This is a genomic window from Abiotrophia defectiva ATCC 49176, from assembly GCF_000160075.2.
GTDB classification, from domain to species: Bacteria; Bacillota; Bacilli; order Lactobacillales; family Aerococcaceae; genus Abiotrophia; species Abiotrophia defectiva.
On the sequence record NZ_KI535341.1, the window covers coordinates 222238 to 244885 of the forward strand.

Genomic DNA, 22648 nt, shown 5'->3' on the forward strand with positions numbered 1-22648 from the left:
TCGCCTCAAATCTGACGATTATTTGCTGGAACCTGTCGCAATCCCGGCAATAAATCGTTTTTGGAAAATAATATAGACAATGACAATCGGAATGATTGAAATGGTCGTGGCAGCGAAGAGGCCGCCGTAGTCGGTGCCATACTGGCCATTGAATTGACGTAACCCAACAGCTAAGAGTTGCTTGGACTTGGTGTTAATCATCAAGTAAGGCCAGAGGAAATCTTCCCAACTCCATAGGAATTGGAAAATGGCTAAACTGGAAATGGTGTTGCGTGACATAGGCAAGATCAGACGATGGAAGATGTAGAAATCCGAACCCCCATCGACCCGCGCCGCTTCAATCAGCTCATTGGAGATACCTGAGATACTTTGTTTGAACATGAAGATCCCGAAGCCGCTGACCATACTTGGGATAATCAGAGACTTATAGGAATCCAGCCAACCGAACTTAACCATCATCTCATATTTAGGAATAATGGTGACGGCCCATGGCAACATCATAGTACTCATGACCACCGCGAACAGCAAGGATTTGCCTTTGAAAGTGAACTTGGCGAAGATAAAGCCAAAGAGCGCGGAGGTATAGATAATAATGGCCGTAATGGTCACCGAAATCATCAAGCTATTCCAGAACATGCCCATGAAATTGAATTTTTCCTGAATATTGGTGTAGTTGTTGAAGGTGGACATGCCTGGGAAGAGACCCCCACCTAACTTGACAATCTCACTATTGGGCGCAAAGGAAGACACCAGCATCCAGATAAAGGGAATAATGGTGATAATGGCCAAAGCCGCCAAAATCAGATTCAAAATCAGGCTTAAGATGCCTTTAGATTTCATTGTTGGTCACCTCCCATATCCATATAGCGGAACATTAAGAGCGTTAGCACGGCAATGACGACGAAGAGAATGACCGCAATGGCCGAAGCCGTCCCAAAGTTATAGTTGACGAAGGCTTCGTCAAAAATTAAGTAGGAGATAACAAAAGTTGAAGTCCCCGGTCCCCCTTCCGTCATAATCAGAACTTGAATATAGGTTTGGAAGTAGGAAATGAGGGAGGTAATGGTAACGAAGAGAGTCACTGGCTTGAGCAAGGGCAGGGTAATATTCTTGAAGGTCTGCCAGCCATTGGCCCCATCAATGCGACTAGCTTCATAGACCTCTTCCGGCAGGCCCATGAGCCCCGCTAGGAAGAGGACCGTCGCATAACCAAAATCTTTCCAGACGGTCATGATGATAATGGCAATCATGGCCCAGTTAGAGTTCTTGAGCCAGTTAATGTCCAGATGGAAGAAGCGATTAATAAGCCCAAACTGAGGATTAAACATCCACATCCAGACGAAGGAGACAGCCACCATTGGGGTGACAGTCGGCATATAGAAGAGGCCTTGGAAGAAGGTCCGCATCTTGGTCATGCGCGAGAAGAGCATGAGGGCCAAGGCCAAGCCCACTGCCAACCGCAAGACGGTCGAGATAGCGGTGAAGAACAAGGTATTAGTCAGCGACTTCCAAAAGAGCTTATCCCCTAATACGAAGCGATAGTTCTCCCAACCAATATAGTTGTACTTCTGGGTCAGCGGATTCCAGTCATGCAGACTCCCGGCAAAGGCCTTATAGATGGGATAGAAGAGGAAAACGGCAAAATAAACTATCAGGAAGAGGACCGACACATTACGAAAGTTGAGTTGTTTTTTCAGGATATTCATCATTTTAACTCCTTTTAACAACGAGAGTGAGTGAGTAGCTGACTACCCCCTCACTCTCAGATTGAGATGCTGCCTCATGCCGAGTGGCCTAGGGCAGATCTGCTATTCTTATTGATAAGCTGATTCCAGCGACTTGAAGGACTCATTGCGCATGTCGCGTTCCATTTGACGCTGCGCATTTTCTAAGGCTGAATCCAAATCCACGCCATTATAGAGCACTTCTTCGGCTGCCTTCTTGGCACTGGTTTCCATGGTAGCAGGGAATGGGCCAGGCCAAATCAACTTCTTAATACGTGGCGCAATGACTGATAAGACAGGGTCTGACTTGAGTGATTGATCTTCTTGGACGCTGTTCTTGGTTGGATAAGAAGCATAGGCTTTGGCTGCTTCTAATGAGTATTGGTCGTTAGCCAAGAGATACTTGAGGAAGTCTTGGGCCACTTTTCTTTGTTCTTCTGATTGGTTCTTGTTAATACCTGGGGTGCTTTCGCCGTTGTAGCGGTCATAAGCAAAAGGCTGATCCGTGCTGAAGGTTGGAGTCGCGAAGACACCATATTCAACATCTGGATACTTGGTCTTAAGCTCGTTAGCGAACCAGCCCCATTTGTAAACCATAGCAGATTGTTGGTTACCGAAACTTTGGGTATCGTCGGTCCCGAAGTCCTTAGAACCCACGCCATCCACTTCATAGAGGTCTACGAGGAACTTGAGGTTTTCTTTGGTGGTCTCGTTATTGTAATTAGGGGTGGTGCCATCTTCTTTGAAGAGCAAGGTCCCCTTTTGGTAGTTGAGGCCTTGATAGAGACCCGCATAGGAGCCATTCCAGTTGAAACCGGCTTGAACTAGGTTGTCGCCTTCCTTGATGGTTAATTTCTTAGCCACTTGGCGGAACTCATCCCAGGTCTTAGGAATATCCTTGTCCGTTAAACCGGCTGCTTGCCACATCTTCTTGTTATAGTAGATGTTACCCGTATTCATGACGATATCGAGATAGTTGACTTTACCGTCCACGACATGAGGCTCTACCCCAGTGAAGTCTGCCTTGAGATCTTCGGTTGGAATATCATAGGCTTCTAGGTAGCTTGACAGCAACTTGTCTTGGGAGTTATGAATATTGAAAATGGCTGGACCATCCGAACCTTGTAAAGCCAATGGCAACTTGGTCCAGTAATCATCCCAAGGATGGTTAACCACTTCAATTTTGACATTAGGGTGTAACTTTTGGTAGGACTCCGCTAACTTGATAGCTGGGTCGCCGTCATTCCAGGTCCAATACTGAATGCTGATATCCTTGCCATCATTAACAGGCGCCTTGGTATCATATTGGACTTTCTGGCCGAGCGTGTCGTTAGCCTGAGCAGAGCTGAGGGGCACCACACTGGTAGCTAACAAAGCAGAAAAGGCCACAAGCAGTGACTTCATCAACGGTTTTTTCATAGGGAACAGTCCTTTCTCGTGTTTAGGTTAAACGTTTAACCTTTACTTGAGTGTAGCACTAGGATTGGAGTTTGTCAAGCGCTTTCTTTTTTGTTTTAGAGGAAATTCCTGATTTGTGTCTAAAGCAGAGGAGCCTTCCCCCCTTTTTCCGGCAAAATCAAAGGAGCTAGTGGTCCACTCCGGAAAGTGGGCCACTAGCTCATACCAAATCGGCGATTTCTCCTGGTTTCCGGCTAAATCTAAGGAGCCAGTGGTCCACTCTGGAGAGTGGACCACTAGCTCATACGAAATCGGGCCTTTTACCCGGCTTCCCGGCCAAATCAACGGAGCCAGTGGTCCACTCTGGAAAGTGGACCACTAGCTCTCACAAAATCGGCGCTTTTCCCCAGTTTCCGGCCAAATCAGAGGAGCTAGTGGTCCACTCTGGAAAGTGGACCACTAGCTCATGCGAAATCGGCGCTTTCCCCGGGTTTCCGGCCAAATCAGAGGAGCCAGTGGTCCACTCCGGAAAGTGGGCCACTAGCTCATGCGAAATCGGGGTATTTTCCAGGTTTCCGGCAAAATCAAAGGAGCCAGTGGTCCACTCTGGAGAGTGGACCACTAGCTGGCACGAAATCGAGGCTTTTCCCTGGTTTCTGGCAAAATCTAAGGAGCCAGTGGTCCACTCCGGAAAGTGGACCACTGGCTCATGCGAAATCGGTGATTTCTCCTATTTTCCGGCAAAATCAGAGTGGACCACTAACGCAAGAGCATACAGCTATTTTTCCAACACTAGTGAGCTGACCGGCGGCAGCACCAAAGCTTTTTTCTCACAAATCTCTCTAGACAATTATTCTTAGCGTGCTATACTTAAGTTGAACAATAAAAGAAAGGAGGACACACCACAAATGGGCGCAGGAGACGTCTTTCAGTCTTATTAAGGTGGGGTCTAGCCAGGAAGCAAGTATCAAGGAATGCTAGCTAGCACATGCCCCACTCTTATCTTGGCTATTTTTGGTACCGCATTCATTATGACGGAACCAGCATTCCGAAGCCCCACTGAAAGGCCACCCACCCTAGCGCTCATCCGCCTCAAGTCCAGCCACTGGTGTCGTCAAGTCAGTCTGGCTCAGGACTTGGCCCTTATCAAACCCAAAAGCTATTTAGGAGGAAAGATCATGGAAAACTCAAAATTCGTTGATAAATTTGCCGCCTTTGCCGGCAAGCTCGGTAACCAGATTCACCTCAAGACCCTGCGGGACGCCTTCGCCACCGTCATGCCCCTCTATATTCTGGCTGGACTAGTCGTTCTGCTCAACAACACCGTCTTCAAATGGCTCTTCACCGGCGATACCCTGACTAATTTCCAATACTGGGGCATCACCATCGCCAACGGGACCCTCAATATCTCTAGCTTAATTATCGCCGTCATGATTGGTTACTATCTGGCCCAAAACCGCAATTACAGTAACCCGCTAGCAACCGCCATGCTGTCACTAGTGGCCCTGGTTGTCATGATGCCTAACACCGTCCAAGTAGCCGTCGACGGCAGTGAGGTCAAGTCGGCAGTCTCCGGCATCCTGCCCTTTGAAAATATCGGGACAGGCGCCATGTTCGCGGGGATTATTGTAGCTCTGGTCGCGACCGAGCTCTTCATTCGCCTGACCAAAGTCAAAGCCCTGACCATCAACCTGGGCGACAATGTCCCACCTGCTGTCGGTAAATCCTTCGCCGTCTTACTACCTGTCATCCTAGTGATCTCCTTCTTCGGGCTAGTCTCTGCCCTACTCTTCAAGATGACGGGCATGAACCTAATCAACCTGATTACCACCTTCATTCAAGAACCAATTCGGCATATCGGGACTGGCCTCTGGGGTGCTATTATTATCTACTCACTGGGCAACATGCTCTGGCTCTTCGGGATTCACCAAGCCGTCATCTACAGCTCCATTCTTGAACCCCTCTTGCTAATTAACATTACGGAAAATATCGCGGCCTACAACAGTGGCCAAGCCATCCCTCACATTATCAACCTGTCTCAAGTCCAATCCTTTGCCCTCATGGGTGGGAGTGGCTCCACCATCTGCTTGCTGGTTGCGACCTTCCTAGTAAGTAAGTCCGCCGTCAGCAAAAATGTGGCCAAACTAGCCTTGGGGCCTGGTATCTTCAACATTAACGAGCCCGTTCTCTTCGGCTACCCAATCGTCTATAACGTCTCCCTGGCCATTCCATTTATTGGCGTGCCGGCCCTAGGTATTCTGATCAGCTATCTGGCAACTTCCCTAGGCCTCATGGGACCATGTGTCATCCAAGTGCCTTGGACTACTCCAGTCTTCTTCAATGCCTTCCTAGCAACCGGCGGTGACTGGCGTGCGGTTGTCGTGCAGGCGGTCATTCTAGCTATCGGCGTCCTCTGCTACATCCCATTCATCAAGGTCAACGACCGCGTGTCGCTAGAAGCCTAAGATAAGGAGTGTTTGATTATGAAGAAAATTCTACTGATTTGTAATGCCGGCATGTCGACCAGCATGCTAGTTAAGAAAATGCAAGAGAGCGCCCAGGAACAGGGCTTGGACCTGGAAGTTGAGGCCCAATCCCTGACCGAAGCTAAGAAACATTTGCAGGACTACCAGGTCATCTTGCTTGGCCCTCAAATCCGCTATGAACTAGCCAATGTGACGGCCGCCGCTAATGGCCTGCCGGTGGCTGCCATCGATATGCGCGACTACGGCATGATGAACGGCCCTAAAGTCCTGGCCCAAGCCCTGGAATTGCTAGGTGATTAAGATGACGGAAGAAATGGAAATGATCTGCTTCCAGCTCATCGCCAACAGCGGCGCGGCTAAGTCTGCCTACCTAGAAGCCCTGGAACTGGCTAAGACAGGTCAGAAGCAAGCAGCCCAAGCCAAGCTTGACGAGGCAGAAGAATGCTTCGTCCTAGCCCACCAGGTCCATAGCGAGCTTATTCAGAAAGAAGCCAGCGGCCAGCAAACCCCGGTCTCCCTGCTCCTCATGCACGCCGAAGACCAAATGGCCAGCGTGGAAGTCGTCCAACTCCTAGTCAGAGAACTCATGGCCGTCCACCAAGCTAAATAATGTTTTTATGGCTGATTCCGGTAAATCATGACTTCACCGCAACCGTAGGAATATTTGCCGTAAATATCATTGTAGGCGGACTGATTGGCTGCATCGTGATTATATGGCAGCTTCTTGTTGCCGCATGGTATATTCCCCTTACAATATACAGGCTTGTAAAAGAATAAAGTGCAGAAAGAAGTGTTTACATGGAAAAAAGAGAGAAAATTATCCGAAGCTGGTTTGATATGTGGCTCTACAAAGAAAATACGAATATTCAAGATTTGTTTGAAGAAAATGCCGTATACATAGAAAGCTGGGGACCGGAATATCACGGAACAGAAAAAATCAAGCATTGGTTCTATGAATGGAATACTCGCGGAGATGTTCTTAAATGGGAGATTCAAAAGTTCTTTCATAATACGGATCAAACGATTGTCTTTTGGTTTTTTGAATGTGAAATGAAAGACGGTATAAAACAGGGCTTTGACGGAATATCGGCTATAACATGGAGTATGAATGAAAAAATAGTAAAGCTTCAGGAATATGGCTGCAATACGGAAAGATATGATCCTTATGCAAATAGTGAAAATCCCGTATTCAGAGATGAATAATCGTTATGGTTCTAAAAAAATAGCGGACACGGCAACCGGAAATTCATGGCTGCCGTGTCCGTTTTTCTTTGGATAATTTTTTTATGTTACGCAGTAAAACCTCATTTTTAAGGGTATAGGTATCAATCCCTGTCTTAAGCTGAAAAGCTCTTAAAAAAACAAGATTCTACAAAGCATTTATACCCTCTATTTCGTAACAAGGCTACGCTTTTTCCTCATACGCTCCGCCGCCTGCTTTCTTGTGATTTTCTTTCTGCAATCAGGACAATATTTCGCATGATTGGATTTTGAAGCAAAAGGGGCACCGCATACTGTACAGCGGCGTTTTTCCTCCCTTTTCCGGCAAAAAGCACTAGGCAGCCTCTTCCGCATCACGGTAGTCCTGGGACTTGCGATAGGAGCGCCACCACAGCCAAGAGATAGTAAGCGACAGCAGACCTAGGCCCAGTAGGGTGGCTGGAAAAAGGACTTTGAAATAAAACATGAGGCTCTTGGTATTCTGTAACTTTACATAAACAAAGTTCATCCAACTAAACACAAAATGAACAAAAAGGTGTAAGGCGTAGAGGGCATCTGATACGACAACGCCCACCAATATCGCGGCTGACTTACGTCCAAAGTGCTCTGATAACAAAACTAACTGCGCAGTGAAGACTAGTGCGAAAAGCACCAAGGGCATCGCTTTAAATTCTTTGATTTCCGCGAGAGCTTGTAGGGCACTTAAGACTATCAGACCAAGGAGAAGCAGATATTTTGTCAGCATATAGAAGGATTTATAGACTAAGCGCTGATTGCGTCGCTTGTCTTCTAGATTAGGCGACACTTCCAATCCTTGAATCAGAAGATAGAGAGAAGCACTTGGGCTATCTTCTATTGCGGACCGTTCCGACTCCCAGACTTCCAATGCAGTGCGACGAACTTTATTAAGGGACGTGACTAGCAGTAGCAAAGATAAAGTAGCTAAACAAGCGCCTATAATTAATCCAAGTATCATGAGTAAGCCATAGATAATCAGCTCAAAACCTAATCCACCCTCACCATAACCATGTCGACCATCCCTATTAAATATCATAGCATAAATCAAAGCAATATTGACTAAATCCCAGACCATGAGAACAACATAGGCACTAGACTGGTAGCGGAAGCGTCCGAAGAGAGACATACCTAAGCCAATTAAAGCCGGTAGCACCACCCAAAGCCATATTCCATATCCCGGTCTATACATCAAAAGTAAGTCGGTTATCCGCCAGAAAAAAACGTAGATAATCAGCATAGTCAGACGAAAGATAAGCGAGACATGGTGAGTGAATTTAAAGCCTCTTATGGCTTGCCAGAAATCCTCGCGATTCTTTCTATCTTTGTCAGAAAGTTGTCTTGTCATCGGAACACTCCTTTATTCAAGTGGCTGGGTTGGCCCCTCTATCTCTAGCTTCCCTAGCCCCACAATGGAAAATCATTAACCTAATTATAGCAAATCTTAGTATAGAAGGTAAACGGATTATTTTAGGAGTTTTAATGGAGGGTGGCGGTTGGCTAGGGCTGGATGCTTTTTCTGCCTGAGCTAGTCTATTGATCTGACTATCTATGGACTGGCTCAGAAATAGATGCTGCGACCCCATTAAATAGAGAAGCCCAGTGCAATTGACTTGCGCTGGGCTTGTTTTTTTGAACTAGTAAAAATTAGTTAATACTAGAGATAGTTCTCATGTAAGTCTCGTATTTGGCGGAAGATTGCTTCTAAGACTTGAACCACAATACTATTTCCAGCCATCTTAACTAGCTTGGTAACGGTTAGAATGGTCCTATCTCTACCAACAGTAATATTCTCTTGAGTTAGGCGATCAAATTGCTCCTCAGAAAAACCCATTAATAAGAAGCACTCTCTTGGGGTCAAGTTACGATATTTAGGATTCTTCTCCGTCAGAGTCGCTGAACCATACGCGATAACCCCTGAATTAGGATTCCTATCTTGCTTAGTTGTGACTGTACGGGCACTTAAATTTTCAAAGACTTGATTACCTTCTGCTAAAATGAGGTTCTCAGCAAAGATCTTTTCTCGTGAAGGTGTTAATTCTGGCGTGCTCTCTATCGCTTCCGCACGATAAACGTCGTTACTATAATCTACCTTTAGGTAAGCCGCCAAAGACTTTCTTTGCGTCTCTGGGCAAGTAATGTGTTCTAGTGAGTTGACTACAAAGTAGTCTTCTATCTCTCTTCGCTTTTCAGCATCCGTTGCAAGAACACTAATCATGTAGGTTCTAATCCGAGATTGTGGCACTCCAAAATTTCTTGCATCTAAAGTGTAGACTTGATTGATATAACCTAAGGAGCTTAGGAAGGCTTGCCATTCTAAGAAGTTGTCGATGTGGCGTGGTGACAATATATTACTTACATTCTCCATTAATAAAAATGGCGGTAAATCTCGTTCACATGCTACATATTCTTTAAGAATACGCTCTACCTGCCATAACAAAGTAGATTTATTATTGGCATCACGGTCAATCCCTCCGGAATCTCTATTATGCCAATAGCCACTTATTGATAAATCCTGACAGGGAAATGAATAAGTTAATATATCAGCTTCAGGCAAGTCTTGCGCATGAATCTTAGTAATATCAACTAAGTTGTTATTGTTGCGAATTGAGCACAAAATAGCCTTAAGATGTAAGATTGATAAGGAGGAAATCGCTCGCTCGCTCATCGGATTCTTACCATCCATGGATAATGTATATTCTTTGAGTTCGTCAATTAGATCTTGCTTCGTATAGTGTCGGAACGCGGACAAATCTTGCTTGCCGTTGTGTAGAATATCGTAGGCATACATAGCATTAACGTCCCACTCAGAGATTGCTACTACCTTGTGGTCGAGGCCAATATTTTTTAGGGCTTGTGTTTGGCTCCCAATCCCACTAAATGTCTCAATCATTCTGAGCATGTCCTTCACTCCTTCCAAACATGAGATATTCTATCATACTTCTAAAAGAGTTTAAAGATATAAAATTCGGTCTCGTTAAATCTCTCAATTTTTAAATGTCTCTTATCTATGTTGCGCAGGTTTCCAACAGTAACCTTATCTAAATTGGCCAATCTCCGATCTAAATATCCTAACAATTCTAGCAAAGCCCTCTCGGGAATACATAGTTTTTTACCGAATTGTCCCGCTAACCTTGCTTCTGTTACATCAGGATTGTTGATATCACCAAAATATAGTCTGAATGATTTTTCTTCTGGAAATTTATAAAGCTGGTTAAACCTAGGTGGAAAGATAATTTCTCCGCTTATATGTGTACTATCTAAGTCACTCAATAGATACAATGGGACCTCAAATTCATTATAATACCTATCTATCCTATTCCGCGGATTGTAGCCCACGTGTCTAGTAATTATAACTTTTGGACTGTCCCCATCATTAGCTATACTATCTTCTTTATCCAAAACTATATCTAGTGGGAGTTCTTCGGAATTCGACTCAACGATGGAATCTACTTCTCTCCCTACAATAGGGACATTAGCTAGAACTCCTATATCATTCGCGAGCATTGACAGACTTGCTTGCTCCAAAAATAGCTCATTTACATTTTCAACAGACTTTATCATCAGCTCTCTCTGAGCAAGGTAGCCGGCCTCGGAAAAATTAGCCGAACCAATAAATACATGGCTACCCTCAGAATGACTAGCTATAAATTCGATTAACTTAATATGTGTACAAGGTTCCTTCACTTGGTAAAAAATTTTTATATTGGGGTAAGTGGACATTAAGGCTAAATAGCCTACATGATCTTCTTTGGGAATCCCGCGAGTCGCCATGCCTATATAAACTTCTAAGTTACGTCCACCAAGGATATTAGCTACACGTTCAATGAATTTCGCGGAACTATAGCCAGTGATGACTCGTATAGTTTCTGCTTTTTCTATGTAACCTTCAATAATATTTTCGTAAATCTCGTCACTAATTAACATCTAGGACCCCTTGATTGAATCAAAAAGATACTGAACATATCCTTCGATGCCACCTTCAGCTAATTCTGGATAAGTGACAGGAAGTAATGCTGTATTTAACTTCAGGATTGAACGAAAGCCGTTCCGGCTGGAGTCCTCTATCAAGGCATATTGCTTCATGATCTCTCTGTATAATTCAACATAATAACCTAGCCCTGGACGTTCCACTAGGTTCATAATGGTATCTGTTGTATTAGAAGCTAGCCTTTCCCTTGTTGCCTCTACACTTCCAGCCCAAGACAAATGGATATACCACCATATTTGCTTAAGCCAGATCCGTCTATTCATCCGGAAAATACGATCCTCATTAGCATTGCCTTGCCAACGCACACGAACAATATCAGGAACTACTCTTACTGATAAATACCGCCATACATCATCATTGGTGGCTATACGGTTATTAAAACCCGTTCTTGGGTTTAATACCTCATACAAAGCAAGGCCAAAATTTAAATCATATAGGTAAGTTGGAATACGATAGAACTGATCAAAACCTTCTCGCTCATACATCTCGTCTCTTTTTGCAAGCAACCGCTCCCTTAATGAAACAAATTCTGGACCAGGCGAGATAGATAGACTTCCATCTTTATTGATGAACAAGCGCTCATAATCTATTGCTGCACTTGATACATCGTAGTTTAATTGTTCCCAATTAATCATCTTTGTTTCCTCCAGTCAAGTTCATTTGCGAAATTGACGCCCGTAGACTATTTAAGACTGAAATGACATCAGAGCGATCAACTGAAAATGTATCGAGCCAATATTGTACAGCTGCAAGCACCGATCCTGGTGCAGCTTCGTCAAGATGTTCATAGTCGATATCCCCTGAAAATAATACCTTATTGATGATCATAGCCATAGCCTCCACCATCACTTCCTGCATTAAACATTGACTGACTTTTTGCTTTTCCTCTTTGACTTTTAAGAATACTGGATGTTTGGTATTAAATAGTACTCGAACATTGTCGTAGTTGAAGATATCAGTATCCGGTTCTGTAAAATATGTCTCTAATCTCCAAAGCGGGCCACCTATCTCTTCATACTCGCCAATTGGAAAACTAGATCCCTCACCATCAACCGAAATAACAAACTCAGCCAGATTGTTTTCTGTGAGTATCATACCCGCTAATTCTGCTTGATCAGGTGACTTTTTCACCGCTTTTTCCAAGTACATAAACAGATGGAAATGTACCTTCCCTCTTAGTGAGCCTTGTGGAAATTCTTTAATTAAAGTCCATTTCTTCTGATCAGAATCCAACTTAATAGAACCTACATTTTCTGAATATTGGAATTTAGCCTCATTTGAAAACACATGAACGCCGAAGCCAATAGTATTCATAAAATTGGTGATCCCGAATGGACCAAATAAGTCGCTAGGTTTATCAATCTTCACCTCTAGCTTTACTTTCAAGTTATTGGAGTCCGGAGCCCACGAAGAGTCTATATCACTAATAACAATTTCTCCATAATTGGTGGTGTCGATAGCAATTTCTTTTCCTTCATAGTCATAACTTAAGAAAGGGCCCTTCACGTCTAAACCAATCTTCTTATAATCTTTAGTCCCTATCTTCTTATATAGGTTGATTATGTTAGCCATTAAAGATCCCCCTACTTACTCTCTATAATAATGTTTGGCATAAATTTATTAGATGTCTTACGCATTGCTAGTACCATATGATATGTCTGTGGTTTATTAGCAGCAAGGAAGTGAACAGCCGTCTGATTCATAGCAAAATTATAGGCTACATTTCGACCATCCTGGAACCGAAGCTTAGTGAATTTAAATGGAAATGGCACATCAGTAATTTCTTTTTGCCAAGACGCATAGTCAAGGTTGCCTGCTTGACTCACTACCGCAATCTTCAAGCGACATTCCTTGTTGATTGGGATCGCAACTTCTACTTCAATTTCAACTTGGTCTTCCCCTACTAACTTGCTTCCAAGAATGCTTACCGTAGCCTTATGTTTTGGCCCGTTTCTTCTATCACCAGATGGTCTTGAAGGGCGATCCTTGCTAGCGCTAGATCCCTTGCCAAAGCCAGTTGGTGGCATAAGTAAGGTACCATACTTTTTAGCCAATCGGCTAGTTGCAGAAAAACTGTTGTTAGATGTTTCCGTCTCAAAATATTCTTGAATCGCCTTACGAGAGTTACGTATGATTCGCTTCACTAAAGTAAACTTATCACCGTCAACCCAATCTGCGTGGTCTGCATTCTCTGAAGCTCTTAAATACTCCTCTAAACTATCATGCTCATAATATAGAGGGGACAATTTTACAGCTGACCTTGGAACAAACATACCTAATAGCATATGTTTTTCACTTTGAATAGGACCTGTTGGAACCCACGATTCGTCTATCGCATATCGCACAACCATACCTGGCATTCGAGAAAAGGCAAGTACCCTAGAGTTATGCGATTCAATTTTATCCTTGGAGTAATTTCCAAAATATGCCAATGGTGATTGATAATAATCTGGTGGCCCCATCTTCAGTTCTTCACGACTCGCTTCTATAAATGCTACATATCCAATCTCTTCAGCAGTATTAGCTAAGTCTTTGCGATGAATAGCAACTGGTTTGACTATTATCTTTTCAGATACACTGTTTCCTATTAATGCAGAATTATAGAGATCTTGCATCAAACGGAAAACAGGGAGCATGGTGCTTTTTAGAATCGGACGATCATTTACCCTACACAATAATTGAGCTCTCTTAAAGTGAGTACTGTAGGATTTGTTATTTATACGCGGATAGTACCATCTTTGAACAGCAACTTCTATCTCACTTGAAAGTTTGTTTAGCCAACCACACTTTTCTTTTATTGGATCATTGCTGGTCTCATGATTAATAAACTCTTTCTTAAGATAAGGAATTATAATACTAGTACCTGTTTCATCCCCACTATAGCGTCGCAGATTGAAAATCGAGAGAAATTCCTGTATAGTTTCGGGATCTACGATAGGATATATTCGATTACCATTTTCGCTTTCTACACCCCACCAGGCGATCCCTCTATTACTCTTCGTCAATAAGCGATATGGTTGCTTATTATCTTCTATCAATGAAGCAATAAGACGTTCTTGATAGCCACTTTTTCGCTTAATGCGTGTGTAGTAAATAACTAGTCCTACTCCAACACGAAAATAGCTAGTCTTACCTAGACCCCAACTACCACCCGCACCTTCAACGTCCTGATTCTTTCCTATACCAAAGACTAACTTATGGAAGTTAGACTCATTTAATACTTCAGGCACTTCAGATGTGAAGCTCCCAGTCAAACCTGTAGTTCCACTATCTTCAATGGATAAATAATGTTGAGTTCTAGGAAATCGTCTAGTAAGTTCTGGACCGACTTCTTCAAACCATCTACTTAGTTCTTGAGATTCAAACTGTCCAACATGATAATCCACATAGGTGAATCCATTAGCACTTCTGTCAATCGAAGCATCTAAACTATTCTGTATAGACTCACGAACAAGTAAATCAACCATAGGTAAGCTTCTATTCTGTAAAGACCTAAGAATGGAAGACCCGTCTTGCGCCATACTTTGAGGATCTTCAGGCGCCAATTTAATCCTTAACATCATTTTTCTCCTCATCATCACTAAAATTACTTACATTCGGACTCACATACTCTACTGTAGAAGTATTTTCACTAGAGCCCGGAATCCAAATACTAATACCGATCGCATCATGGTCTAACCCAAGAGATTCCCGATTATCTCCCATATTCGGTGTTACGCCATCTTTTGCAATTCGATAAATGAGCAACTGTGGCACATTATCAAAATGATGCTTTCTACGAATTGCTCGTATTGCAACTGTCTCACTTTTCTTATTTTCTATAGATTCACAATTCGGTATATCTGCCAACAAATCATTAGGACTTCTTAGCGTCCCGATAGAATAGATCTTGTCTGTGCTTCTAGCTTTGTGCTTGGTACGGATCACACTATGCGGATCATAGCCATATATATTCCAATCACTATTACTATCTGCTGGCTCAACTTGACCTTTAGAGGAGAATACAACCGACCAATTTTCTAATTTGTGTTGATTCTTTTCACACCATTCCACCAATGAAGATAGCATATCAAACGTGTTATTTTCTCGCACCACATAATACTTACTTAAGTACTTAGCAACATCAACAAAACTAACATCTCGCCAAACCATGTATTTTCCTGTTACTTCTGGAACGCTTAATGAATTTAAGAACTCTTCAGTCAGTCTGAAGTTTTCTTGAAGTTTCTCGACGTTATTATCATAGTAGATTACTTGCGGACGGAATCCATTAAAATTAAATTCTGTACTTATGGCTTGCTGCATGCGATTAGATGCTGTTAAGCGAATCAGACTTAAATTAGGCGACTGCTTCAATCTCACACCATAATCAGTTGGCTTTAGGTTATTTTTCGCTAATACTTCTATTTCCTCGCGTAATTCTTCATTCATTTGAGATAGAAACTGATATTTTATGTGGGTATCCGTATCTAGCCATATCCGAGGAAATAGCTCATACCCTTTACGGTAGCCAAACCACCGTGCCATTTGCATTAAAGTATCAGCTGTTTTACTTTGCCGTAAGAAATATGTTGATACTAAGCCTTGGATCGTAAGGCCACGCGCTAGTGTATTACCTCCCACCACTATAAAGGCAGGTGCTTGAGGCATTGCTTTATCTGGATACACTAAACGAATATGTTCATCGCTATGTCTGTTGGCATTGCCTCGACTATTATCTATCGCTAAATGAAAGCCCTTATGGTAGGATAAAGCCCCATTATCATCAATCCTAATATGGCTAATATACTCTTGGTCATCATACCGTAAAATACGTTGGACCCATCCCTTTATATTCTCCCAACGCGGATAGACCGGGATGTTCTCAGGGTGTGGATAATCAGGGAATCCATCTAGAAACATTTCTTTATTAAAGTCTAAGGTCTCATTTTCATATTGAATTTTCAGCTCTTTAATTACGCTACTACTGTTATTTTTTAAGCTCTTCATATATCCTTCGATAGCTTCTGCTATGATCTTATGATCATCAACTTTAAAGCTAGTGTGCACCAACATGCTAATTGGCTTACGGTAGTTTAGACTACGCAAAGCTGCTACGCTAATTATGAACCAATTGACTGCTTCCCTCAGTGACTTTGGAAACGGGACTTCTTCACCAGAGCATAGGCGAATTATATTATTTCTATCTTCAGATGAGATTTGTCTCACAATATCAACACTAGGATTTTGCTCAGGCTCTGATGTCCCGAAAATCTCACTAGGCCCGATATATTCAGGTGATTTTGGTAAGACAATGATATAGTCTTTGGGGTATAAAGATTTTTCCCCTACTTCATTGAGGATATTCGCATAAGGAGTAGCTGTATAAGCAACATAATTCATTGACTTAATACCCTCTTGATGTACTAAGCTCTTTATGATCCGATTAATCACAGTTGGTGACTCATCAGATGCAACATCATTTGTATTAATACTTGCTTGATCAGCCTCATCATCTATAATTAGGATCTTCATTTGCTTCATCTTTTTACTATCGGCATATAGCCATCTTTTCAGAGACTCTAAACGCGCTTTATTTTTCAAACATACCATCATATAGCGCTCACGAGAACCATCTTCTAAAGAAAAACGGCTCATGTCATAAGCCGGGTTGGAAGAACGAGGAGAAGGCTTGTCTATATGATTCCATACCAAAGCCCCCCCAGGTACATGTAAGTCATGAAAAAGGCGAGAAGATGTTTGTTGTCTTAAAGATTCAATGGTACCGCTTAAAACAATAAATATATTAAAACCCTGATCTGCAGCCATTGCCATTACACCAGCCATATTAGCTGTCTTCCCAGACTGAACATTACCCACTACTAACCCTTTAGTTGGCCCATCTTCTTGTGAGTCTAATGTCATATTCTGTAATATAGATACCGCCGATTCCTCTAGTTGTTTAACAGTCTCATACGACCATCCTTGTCTCAACAACCCTTTAGAATATTTTTGCCATGAGGAGGACTCATTCTGAGATATTTCTACATTCATGCGCTTATTATTCGTAAAGCATTGAACTTCTTGTCCATTTTCTGAGGAATAGATCCTTTTGACTAGATCATCAAAAATTTTTTCATCTATATTATTATTAAGCATTTTTATAAATGACTTATCCATACCCGCGTTAGTGAAATAGGAACCATCTATTAAATGTTGCATTTCTACTTGTTCGTTCATCTTTGCCTTTATCCATTCAATAACAAATGAATAGCTAAAATCATCATAATTTTCCATATGTGCTCCCCCAATCTTGTTTCGTAATTAAAATCACATAACCGCTAATATTATATCATTATTCACATAGATTTGCCTTATTATTTTGTATGTTCTAAAATAAAATTTCGATTAGAATATTTGAACAAATCCAATAAAAAGTGGACATGGATGTTAGTCACATCCATGTCCACTTCTACCATATTCTATCTTCACTCTACTCCGTCAACATCCTGTGGGATATCCTGCATAAACCTTTCGAAAGCTCCTACAGGTGCAAAATCAATGTAGATTGTAGAGTAATCATCCTTCTTACGCCACAAGCGTACAGAATCAGTTCCTCGCTTCATTAGCCATTCTTTTGTAACTAGTTTTCGCTCACTTAGGCCTAATACATCAACTAATAGCCACTGACCTAAAGCACTTTGCCCATATAGAACTCCATTTTCGTCGCGCTCTGTCCGACTACCTGATTGGAAGGCCTTCATTCCTTGCTGAGTTATTAGCCCAGGAATTACCTTACCATTTGGCAACACGATATGAAATCTCAAGATCGGTTTTTCGTCTTTTGAATATTTTGCTTGATCAGCTTCAAAGCTAAAAATATCTTTAACAAAGAAGTCAGGGCACTTTCTATGAAATTCTTTAGGAATAGGAATATAAACTTCATTTAGCGGTCTCAAACGGTCAGAGCCCTTATTTTTTGACGCTGCATTCCACATATTCAAACCTGATTTCTCAGGAACCTCCTTATCCCGATAGGAATAAAGAGGCAAGTATGCTTCCACATATTCTTCTTGAGATGTCTGGTATACACTTTGCGTTTCTTCAACAAGGCTTAAATAAGCATTTAGCAAGAATTCGAACGGATCATCTATAATATTCACATCAAACTGATTCACTACTAAAGAATCAGGAGTGTCTGAATCAAAGTATTGGAAGATCTGCGAATCCCCATAAGTGTACTTATATTTTTTCAACCCATCTGACCACTGGAAAGAGGTACTAGTTCGACTGAAGTCTTGTAAGTTATTTAAATCCACTAGTGGGTATGAGCACTCTTGTATTCGGAATCTTCCAGCGTCTCGTGTGATATAGTGATAGATATTGCTGTCTTCTTTAAGACCCAAGCGCATATAATCTTGTTGCATACGTCGATTCTTAATGGCTGATATCTTATATGCAATAGCCTCAAGATCTTTTCCATATAACACTTGATCAATTTCTGCCTTATAACTCTTCAGTTGCATTACTTTTTGGAAAGATGGCGAAGACTTCATCCACGTTTTAAGGCCTATCCCTATTCGTTCTTGGCCAAAGACCGATAGAATATCATGCGGGGTATTCCCAATATCAACATTCTCGCTTTTAAATACTCGGGCATAGATAGTCTCTTGAAACTTTGAATCTAGATAGGGAATTTCATCCCCATGTTTCTGGCGAAAAAGGTTGGATAAGGCACCATATACTTTCAAAAACTTAATATACTGTTCGCGTTCTTCCTTCGAATATCTTTCCCACACAGACATCATAATCACCACACATTATTCTTGTACAATACTATAAAATTCTAGACTTGCTCGTTTCTTGATTAGTGCTAAGTACTCCTCATCTGATAGGAGTGGTATATTTTCGCGTAACTGATGTGCCTTTTCTTCAGCCTCTTGATAGGTACTTGCTAAATCAACGACATAGCTCTCACCTTCGAATTTACCATGTAAAACCGTATAGGTGACTGCATAAGGTCCGTCCATCATATCTTGATTCCTTTGGCTATCCCCGGCTATGTCTAGGGCTAGGGCAATGTTTTCCGCAATCCGCTTTATAACAGGAACCACTACACTGTTTCCTGCTTGTTTATAGAGATGACTGTCTGTTATTTCAGGTAATTTAAAATCTTTAGGGAAGCCCTGAACATTAAAAGTCTCTCTTGGTGTTAACTTTCGAATCCCGGTATCTGATAAAATCAGCGGTACATTGTGCCCGCCCATCCCCATATTAGCAGTCAAGGTCGGAACAACACCAGACTTATTCTCTCTTACATATTGGCGACGCCATTGATAGACTGTTTCCTGGCTTGTGATAGTGTCAGCTAGCTCACGGTAGAAGCGTTGCTTATCAGATGTGTAATAGTACTTAGCATTTTCAGCTATGTGGAAGTCAATAACATCATCTAACTTAGTAGTTAGATCTACTGATTCTGGAAATTGAAACGCATCGAAGGCCTGTTTGTCTCGGAATCCTACAATATAGATACGTTCTCGGTTCTGAGGGATATTACCGTGATCCTTACCATTAAGAACTTTCCACTTAATATAGTAACCATTGATCGTTAGTGCCTCACGAATTACCTTGAAGGTATTACCATGATCATGAATCACCATGTTCTTAACATTCTCAACAAAGACAGCCTTTGGCCGTCTTGCAATCACCATACGTAGTAGTTCAAAAAATAAGTCGCCTCGTTCATCTTCAAAACCTTTACGGTAACCTGCGATACTAAAGGCCTGACACGGAAACCCACCCACAACAAGATCCACTTGCTCGCCTATCTCGTCTGGGCTTACTTCGTGAATGTCACGCGGGTCCAGAAATGTATCAGGATAATTCAAAGCATAGGTAGTACGTGCATTGGCGTCAAACTCATTCGCATACACTGTATGGAATTTTCCAGTTTGCTCGAAGCCAAGCTCAATGCCACCGACACCACTGAAGAAGGCTGCGATATTATATTTTGCTGTTTTCTTTGTTTGTTTCTTAGGCATAAACTTACTTCCTGTCTGAGATCATTTGATTTCGAAAAAGGCTACGACCTATTTGTCGGTCATAGCCTACGAGATAATATTTGCTAGGCAAACTTCTGTTCTATTTTAGCATAATTAACACCCTTTGTATAGAATTACGAGCCACTCTCAGGCTAAGAATTCACAGCATAAAATAAGCTCGTACGAGAAGAAAAAGCGCCCTGGCGGCGCTCTTTTCTAACCTCTAACTTGCCAACTTCTCATTCACCAATTCCTGCACAACTTGAGCATCATAACCCGCATCAGTCAAGCGTTCCACTCGTTCCTGTCCATTGCCCCAATCACCTCGGATAACTGATAAGGCTATGTCATCTAGGTTGCTAGCTGCATCGACACATCCATTAGGATGATTAGCTCCCCCAGCTTCACTGCCAGTGGCTAGACTCCCAGCCCTCGCATCATAGCGAGGCCGGGCATAGCCTAGGATGCGCCAGTCGTCACTAGCATAATGGCGGCGAACAACCTGTTTGAGCCAGTTGCCCTCAATGGTATTGATGGTCTCGCTGTCGCCGTCCACACTTTCTACAATGCCGATGTGGGAGGCAGGGCCACCACCAAAATCGAAGAAAATCAGATCGCCGGCTTGAGGCCAGACATGCCCTAGCCAAATGCCCTGCTCTTGGCACCAGGCCAGATGGCGGGGCACGCCACATTCACGACCAATCAGGTGTGCGATACCGGCCTGGTCGCCCATGACGGTGACGAAGACATCGCACCAGTCATCGGCGTAGGTCACGGCGTAGCCGACCGGCAGAGGGTCAACAGCGTTATAGGCATCAATGAGGGCCTGATGGGCGGGGCTACCGCCTTGGACACCTAGGTAGGCTTGGGCCTTGGATAGAAGTGCTTGTATTTGTGGCTTCATGGGTGGGTTCCTCCTTTGAATGAGATGAGATGGGTTTCGAGCGTGGGATGGGTGGCTTGGGGCGTGATCGGTGGGCCTAAGCGGACTTTTCCTTGGTCTTAGTCTTGCGCCGGCCATAATGCCAGCCTTGAATCAGAGCTCCTAGGAAGACGCCGACTAGGTTGAGGGTGCCAACCAGGCGACGAGCCCAGGGCTCGGGCCAGGCATAGAGTTCGGCTAGGCCTTGAACTAGGACGGCTAGCGCCGGAATCAGGATGAGTGCCATCCATTGAATCGTCGTATAAGCCTTGCGACTAGTGGGAAGATGCATAATAAGTGCCTCACTTTCTTTGCTTAGAGATAGAAGTACGCGGGTGCGTCAAGCCAGACTGTGGGCCCGCTTGTCCTCCAGCCGCCCCAGACGTTGGCGGACGCGGGACAGGTCCTGAGCGACTGTTGTGACCTGGGTCTGGGTCGCGCCTAGGTCGGTCTGAGTGACTTGGAGCTGGGCTTGGGTCGTGACTAAGTCATTTTGCGTGGTATGCAAGCTATCCTGAGTTGTCGCCAGACTGGCTTGCGCGCCTTGCAGGTTACTCTGCGTGCTCGCCAAGTCCGTCTGCATGCGCTCAATTCGAAGAATTAGCGTCTGGATCGCCGCAATCAGGCGCACCAACTTACCCAGGAGGGTCGCGCCCGCGACTAGGCCGGACGCCAGCGTCGTAAGCTGTAGCCATGTCATGATGTAAGCTCCTTTCTGAATAATGATGGGGTGGCTGAGTTGCTGAGTGGCTAGCGCCAGTCCATTGTTCCCCCTATCTATGGACTGGCTCGTAAGATACTAGGTGTCTCTGGCTGAGCCATGGCGTGTTGGAGGCCCAATGCGACGTGGCGCCTCCCCAATGAGACGTGGCGGGCGCTTTTTCGCCCTTTTCCAGGCTAAAAGAGGGAGTTCTGCCTCAGCCATGGCGCGTTGGACTCCCAATACGACGTGGCGCTCCTCCAACACGACGTGGCGAGGGATTTTTGCCCTTCATATGGGGAGGGCTTCTTTACTTTTTAGGGGAACTACCAATAATGCTAGTGCTTTCCCTAATACAAAAACAGAGCAATCCTCCTATCCCAGAAGATTGCTCTATTCTGTCTACATTGTATGATTGTACTAGTAATTGATAATGTTGAATATCTCTGCTTACTCTAAAATTGTAAATCCTAAGCTAGAACTATCTCTTAAGAACATTTGAACTGTTTCCAGGGAGTATTCAGTCAAGTCCTTGTCCTTCAATTCTAACTTCTTAATCAAGTCTGAAGTACAGGTGATGATGTCTACTCCTAAGGAATCCGCTTGATAGATGTTGAATGTCTCGCGCGGACTAGCCCATAATAGTTCAACGCCTTCTTTTTGGCGGCAAATAGCAAGAGCCTCTCGCATGATTGGCATTGGATCAACACCCGTATCCGCAATACGTCCTGCAAATACGGACACCACTGCTAGGGTTCCGCTCTTGAGTGCATCCACTACTTCTCGAACTTGTTCAACCGTAAAAATAGCAGTTACATTGACTTTGATTCCTTCTGCAGTCAATCTATCAATTAATGGAGCGGTAGACTCACCCTTAGAGTTGGTGACCGGAATTTTAACGTAGACATTATCGCCTAAGGCCGCAATTCTACGCGCTTCTTGCTCCATTCCTTCTAAATCATCTGCAAACACTTCGAATGATACAGGATAATCCGTAATCTCTTTTAAGACATCTTTAGCAAAACCAATGTAGCTAGTAATTCCTGCTTTTTTCATTAAACTAGGATTGGTTGTAAAACCTGTCACTAAGCCTGAATTTAAATCATGCAGCATCGTTTCCAAGACAGCGCCGTCCGAAAATACTTTAATTGATAATGCTTTGCTCATTTGC

At 43.2% G+C, this 22648-nt stretch carries 21 protein-coding genes; 5 read left to right on the plus strand and 16 right to left on the minus strand.

Annotated features, from left to right (window positions below; translation table 11 throughout):
• Positions 1–18: 18 nt before the first annotated feature.
• From GCWU000182_RS08465 to GCWU000182_RS08475, 3 genes are all read right to left on the minus strand, one after another.
• The gene (locus GCWU000182_RS08465; protein WP_023392404.1) at positions 19–840 is read right to left on the minus strand and encodes a carbohydrate ABC transporter permease; all 822 of its coding nucleotides are present in this window, start codon (positions 838–840) and stop codon (positions 19–21) included.
• Complete coding sequence (locus GCWU000182_RS08470; protein ID WP_035364837.1) at positions 837–1706, minus strand: carbohydrate ABC transporter permease; 870 nt, start codon at positions 1704–1706, stop codon at positions 837–839. The genes GCWU000182_RS08465 and GCWU000182_RS08470 overlap by 4 nt, the downstream gene beginning before the upstream one ends.
• 108 nt (positions 1707–1814) lie before the next feature.
• Positions 1815–3143 (minus strand): extracellular solute-binding protein, encoded by a 1329-nt coding sequence (locus tag GCWU000182_RS08475; protein ID WP_023392406.1) that lies wholly within the window; start codon positions 3141–3143, stop codon positions 1815–1817.
• A gap of 1157 nt (positions 3144–4300) precedes the next feature.
• On the opposite strand from GCWU000182_RS08475, the gene GCWU000182_RS08490 reads away from it, so the two are divergent.
• The 5 genes from GCWU000182_RS08490 to GCWU000182_RS08505 are packed head-to-tail and all read left to right on the plus strand — an operon-like array spanning position 4301 to position 6811.
• Complete coding sequence (locus GCWU000182_RS08490) at positions 4301–5587, plus strand: PTS sugar transporter subunit IIC (protein WP_035364841.1); 1287 nt, start codon at positions 4301–4303, stop codon at positions 5585–5587.
• An 18-nt stretch (positions 5588–5605) separates the two neighbouring features.
• Entirely contained in the window at positions 5606–5908 is a 303-nt protein-coding gene (locus GCWU000182_RS08495) for a PTS sugar transporter subunit IIB (protein ID WP_023392410.1), read from the plus strand.
• Position 5909: 1 nt separating this feature from the next.
• Positions 5910–6218, plus strand: a complete 309-nt coding sequence (locus tag GCWU000182_RS08500) for a PTS lactose/cellobiose transporter subunit IIA (protein ID WP_035364843.1) — start codon at positions 5910–5912, stop codon at positions 6216–6218.
• Entirely contained in the window at positions 6218–6385 is a 168-nt protein-coding gene (locus tag GCWU000182_RS10355) for a DUF6050 family protein (protein WP_023392412.1), read from the plus strand. Before GCWU000182_RS08500 ends, GCWU000182_RS10355 begins: the two co-directional genes overlap by 1 nt.
• A 21-nt stretch (positions 6386–6406) precedes the next feature.
• Entirely contained in the window at positions 6407–6811 is a 405-nt protein-coding gene (locus GCWU000182_RS08505) for a nuclear transport factor 2 family protein (RefSeq protein WP_023392413.1), read from the plus strand.
• Between the two features lie 352 nt (positions 6812–7163).
• On the opposite strand, the gene GCWU000182_RS08510 is transcribed toward GCWU000182_RS08505, so the two are convergent.
• The 13 genes from GCWU000182_RS08510 to GCWU000182_RS08570 form a co-directional block, all read right to left on the minus strand.
• Entirely contained in the window at positions 7164–8192 is a 1029-nt protein-coding gene (locus GCWU000182_RS08510) for a hypothetical protein (protein WP_023392414.1), read from the minus strand.
• A 309-nt stretch (positions 8193–8501) separates the two neighbouring features.
• Positions 8502–9746, minus strand: coding sequence for a DNA (cytosine-5-)-methyltransferase (gene dcm / locus GCWU000182_RS08515; RefSeq protein ID WP_023392416.1), 1245 nt, complete (start codon positions 9744–9746; stop codon positions 8502–8504).
• Positions 9747–9787: 41 nt separating this feature from the next.
• Positions 9788–10771 (minus strand): phospholipase D family protein, encoded by a 984-nt coding sequence (locus GCWU000182_RS08520; protein WP_023392417.1) that lies wholly within the window; start codon positions 10769–10771, stop codon positions 9788–9790.
• Positions 10772–11470 carry a hypothetical protein gene (locus GCWU000182_RS08525; RefSeq protein WP_023392418.1) on the minus strand — a complete coding sequence of 233 codons (699 nt, stop codon included), beginning with the start codon at positions 11468–11470 and terminating at the stop codon, positions 10772–10774.
• Positions 11463–12407, minus strand: a complete 945-nt coding sequence (locus GCWU000182_RS08530; RefSeq protein ID WP_023392419.1) for a hypothetical protein — start codon at positions 12405–12407, stop codon at positions 11463–11465. Before GCWU000182_RS08530 ends, GCWU000182_RS08525 begins: the two co-directional genes overlap by 8 nt.
• A gap of 11 nt (positions 12408–12418) precedes the next feature.
• The gene (locus tag GCWU000182_RS08535) at positions 12419–14395 is read right to left on the minus strand and encodes a hypothetical protein (protein WP_051372960.1); all 1977 of its coding nucleotides are present in this window, start codon (positions 14393–14395) and stop codon (positions 12419–12421) included.
• Entirely contained in the window at positions 14382–17111 is a 2730-nt protein-coding gene (locus tag GCWU000182_RS08540; RefSeq protein ID WP_023392421.1) for a Z1 domain-containing protein, read from the minus strand. Before GCWU000182_RS08540 ends, GCWU000182_RS08535 begins: the two co-directional genes overlap by 14 nt.
• 191 nt (positions 17112–17302) lie before the next feature.
• Positions 17303–18622 carry a phospholipase D-like domain-containing protein gene (locus GCWU000182_RS08545; protein ID WP_023392422.1) on the minus strand — a complete coding sequence of 440 codons (1320 nt, stop codon included), beginning with the start codon at positions 18620–18622 and terminating at the stop codon, positions 17303–17305.
• Positions 18623–18634: 12 nt separating this feature from the next.
• Positions 18635–19855 (minus strand): DNA cytosine methyltransferase, encoded by a 1221-nt coding sequence (dcm, locus tag GCWU000182_RS08550; RefSeq protein WP_023392423.1) that lies wholly within the window; start codon positions 19853–19855, stop codon positions 18635–18637.
• Positions 19856–20078: 223 nt separating this feature from the next.
• Positions 20079–20759: a CHAP domain-containing protein gene (locus tag GCWU000182_RS10360; RefSeq protein WP_023392424.1), complete on the minus strand. Its 681-nt coding sequence runs from the start codon at positions 20757–20759 to the stop codon at positions 20079–20081.
• Between the two features lie 76 nt (positions 20760–20835).
• A complete protein-coding gene (locus GCWU000182_RS08560) occupies positions 20836–21069 on the minus strand; it encodes a phage holin (protein WP_023392425.1) in 234 nt (77 codons plus the stop codon).
• Between the two features lie 48 nt (positions 21070–21117).
• Complete coding sequence (locus GCWU000182_RS08565; RefSeq protein WP_023392426.1) at positions 21118–21477, minus strand: hypothetical protein; 360 nt, start codon at positions 21475–21477, stop codon at positions 21118–21120.
• Positions 21478–21927: 450 nt separating this feature from the next.
• Complete coding sequence (locus GCWU000182_RS08570; RefSeq protein WP_023392428.1) at positions 21928–22644, minus strand: transaldolase; 717 nt, start codon at positions 22642–22644, stop codon at positions 21928–21930.
• Positions 22645–22648: the final 4 nt, after the last annotated feature.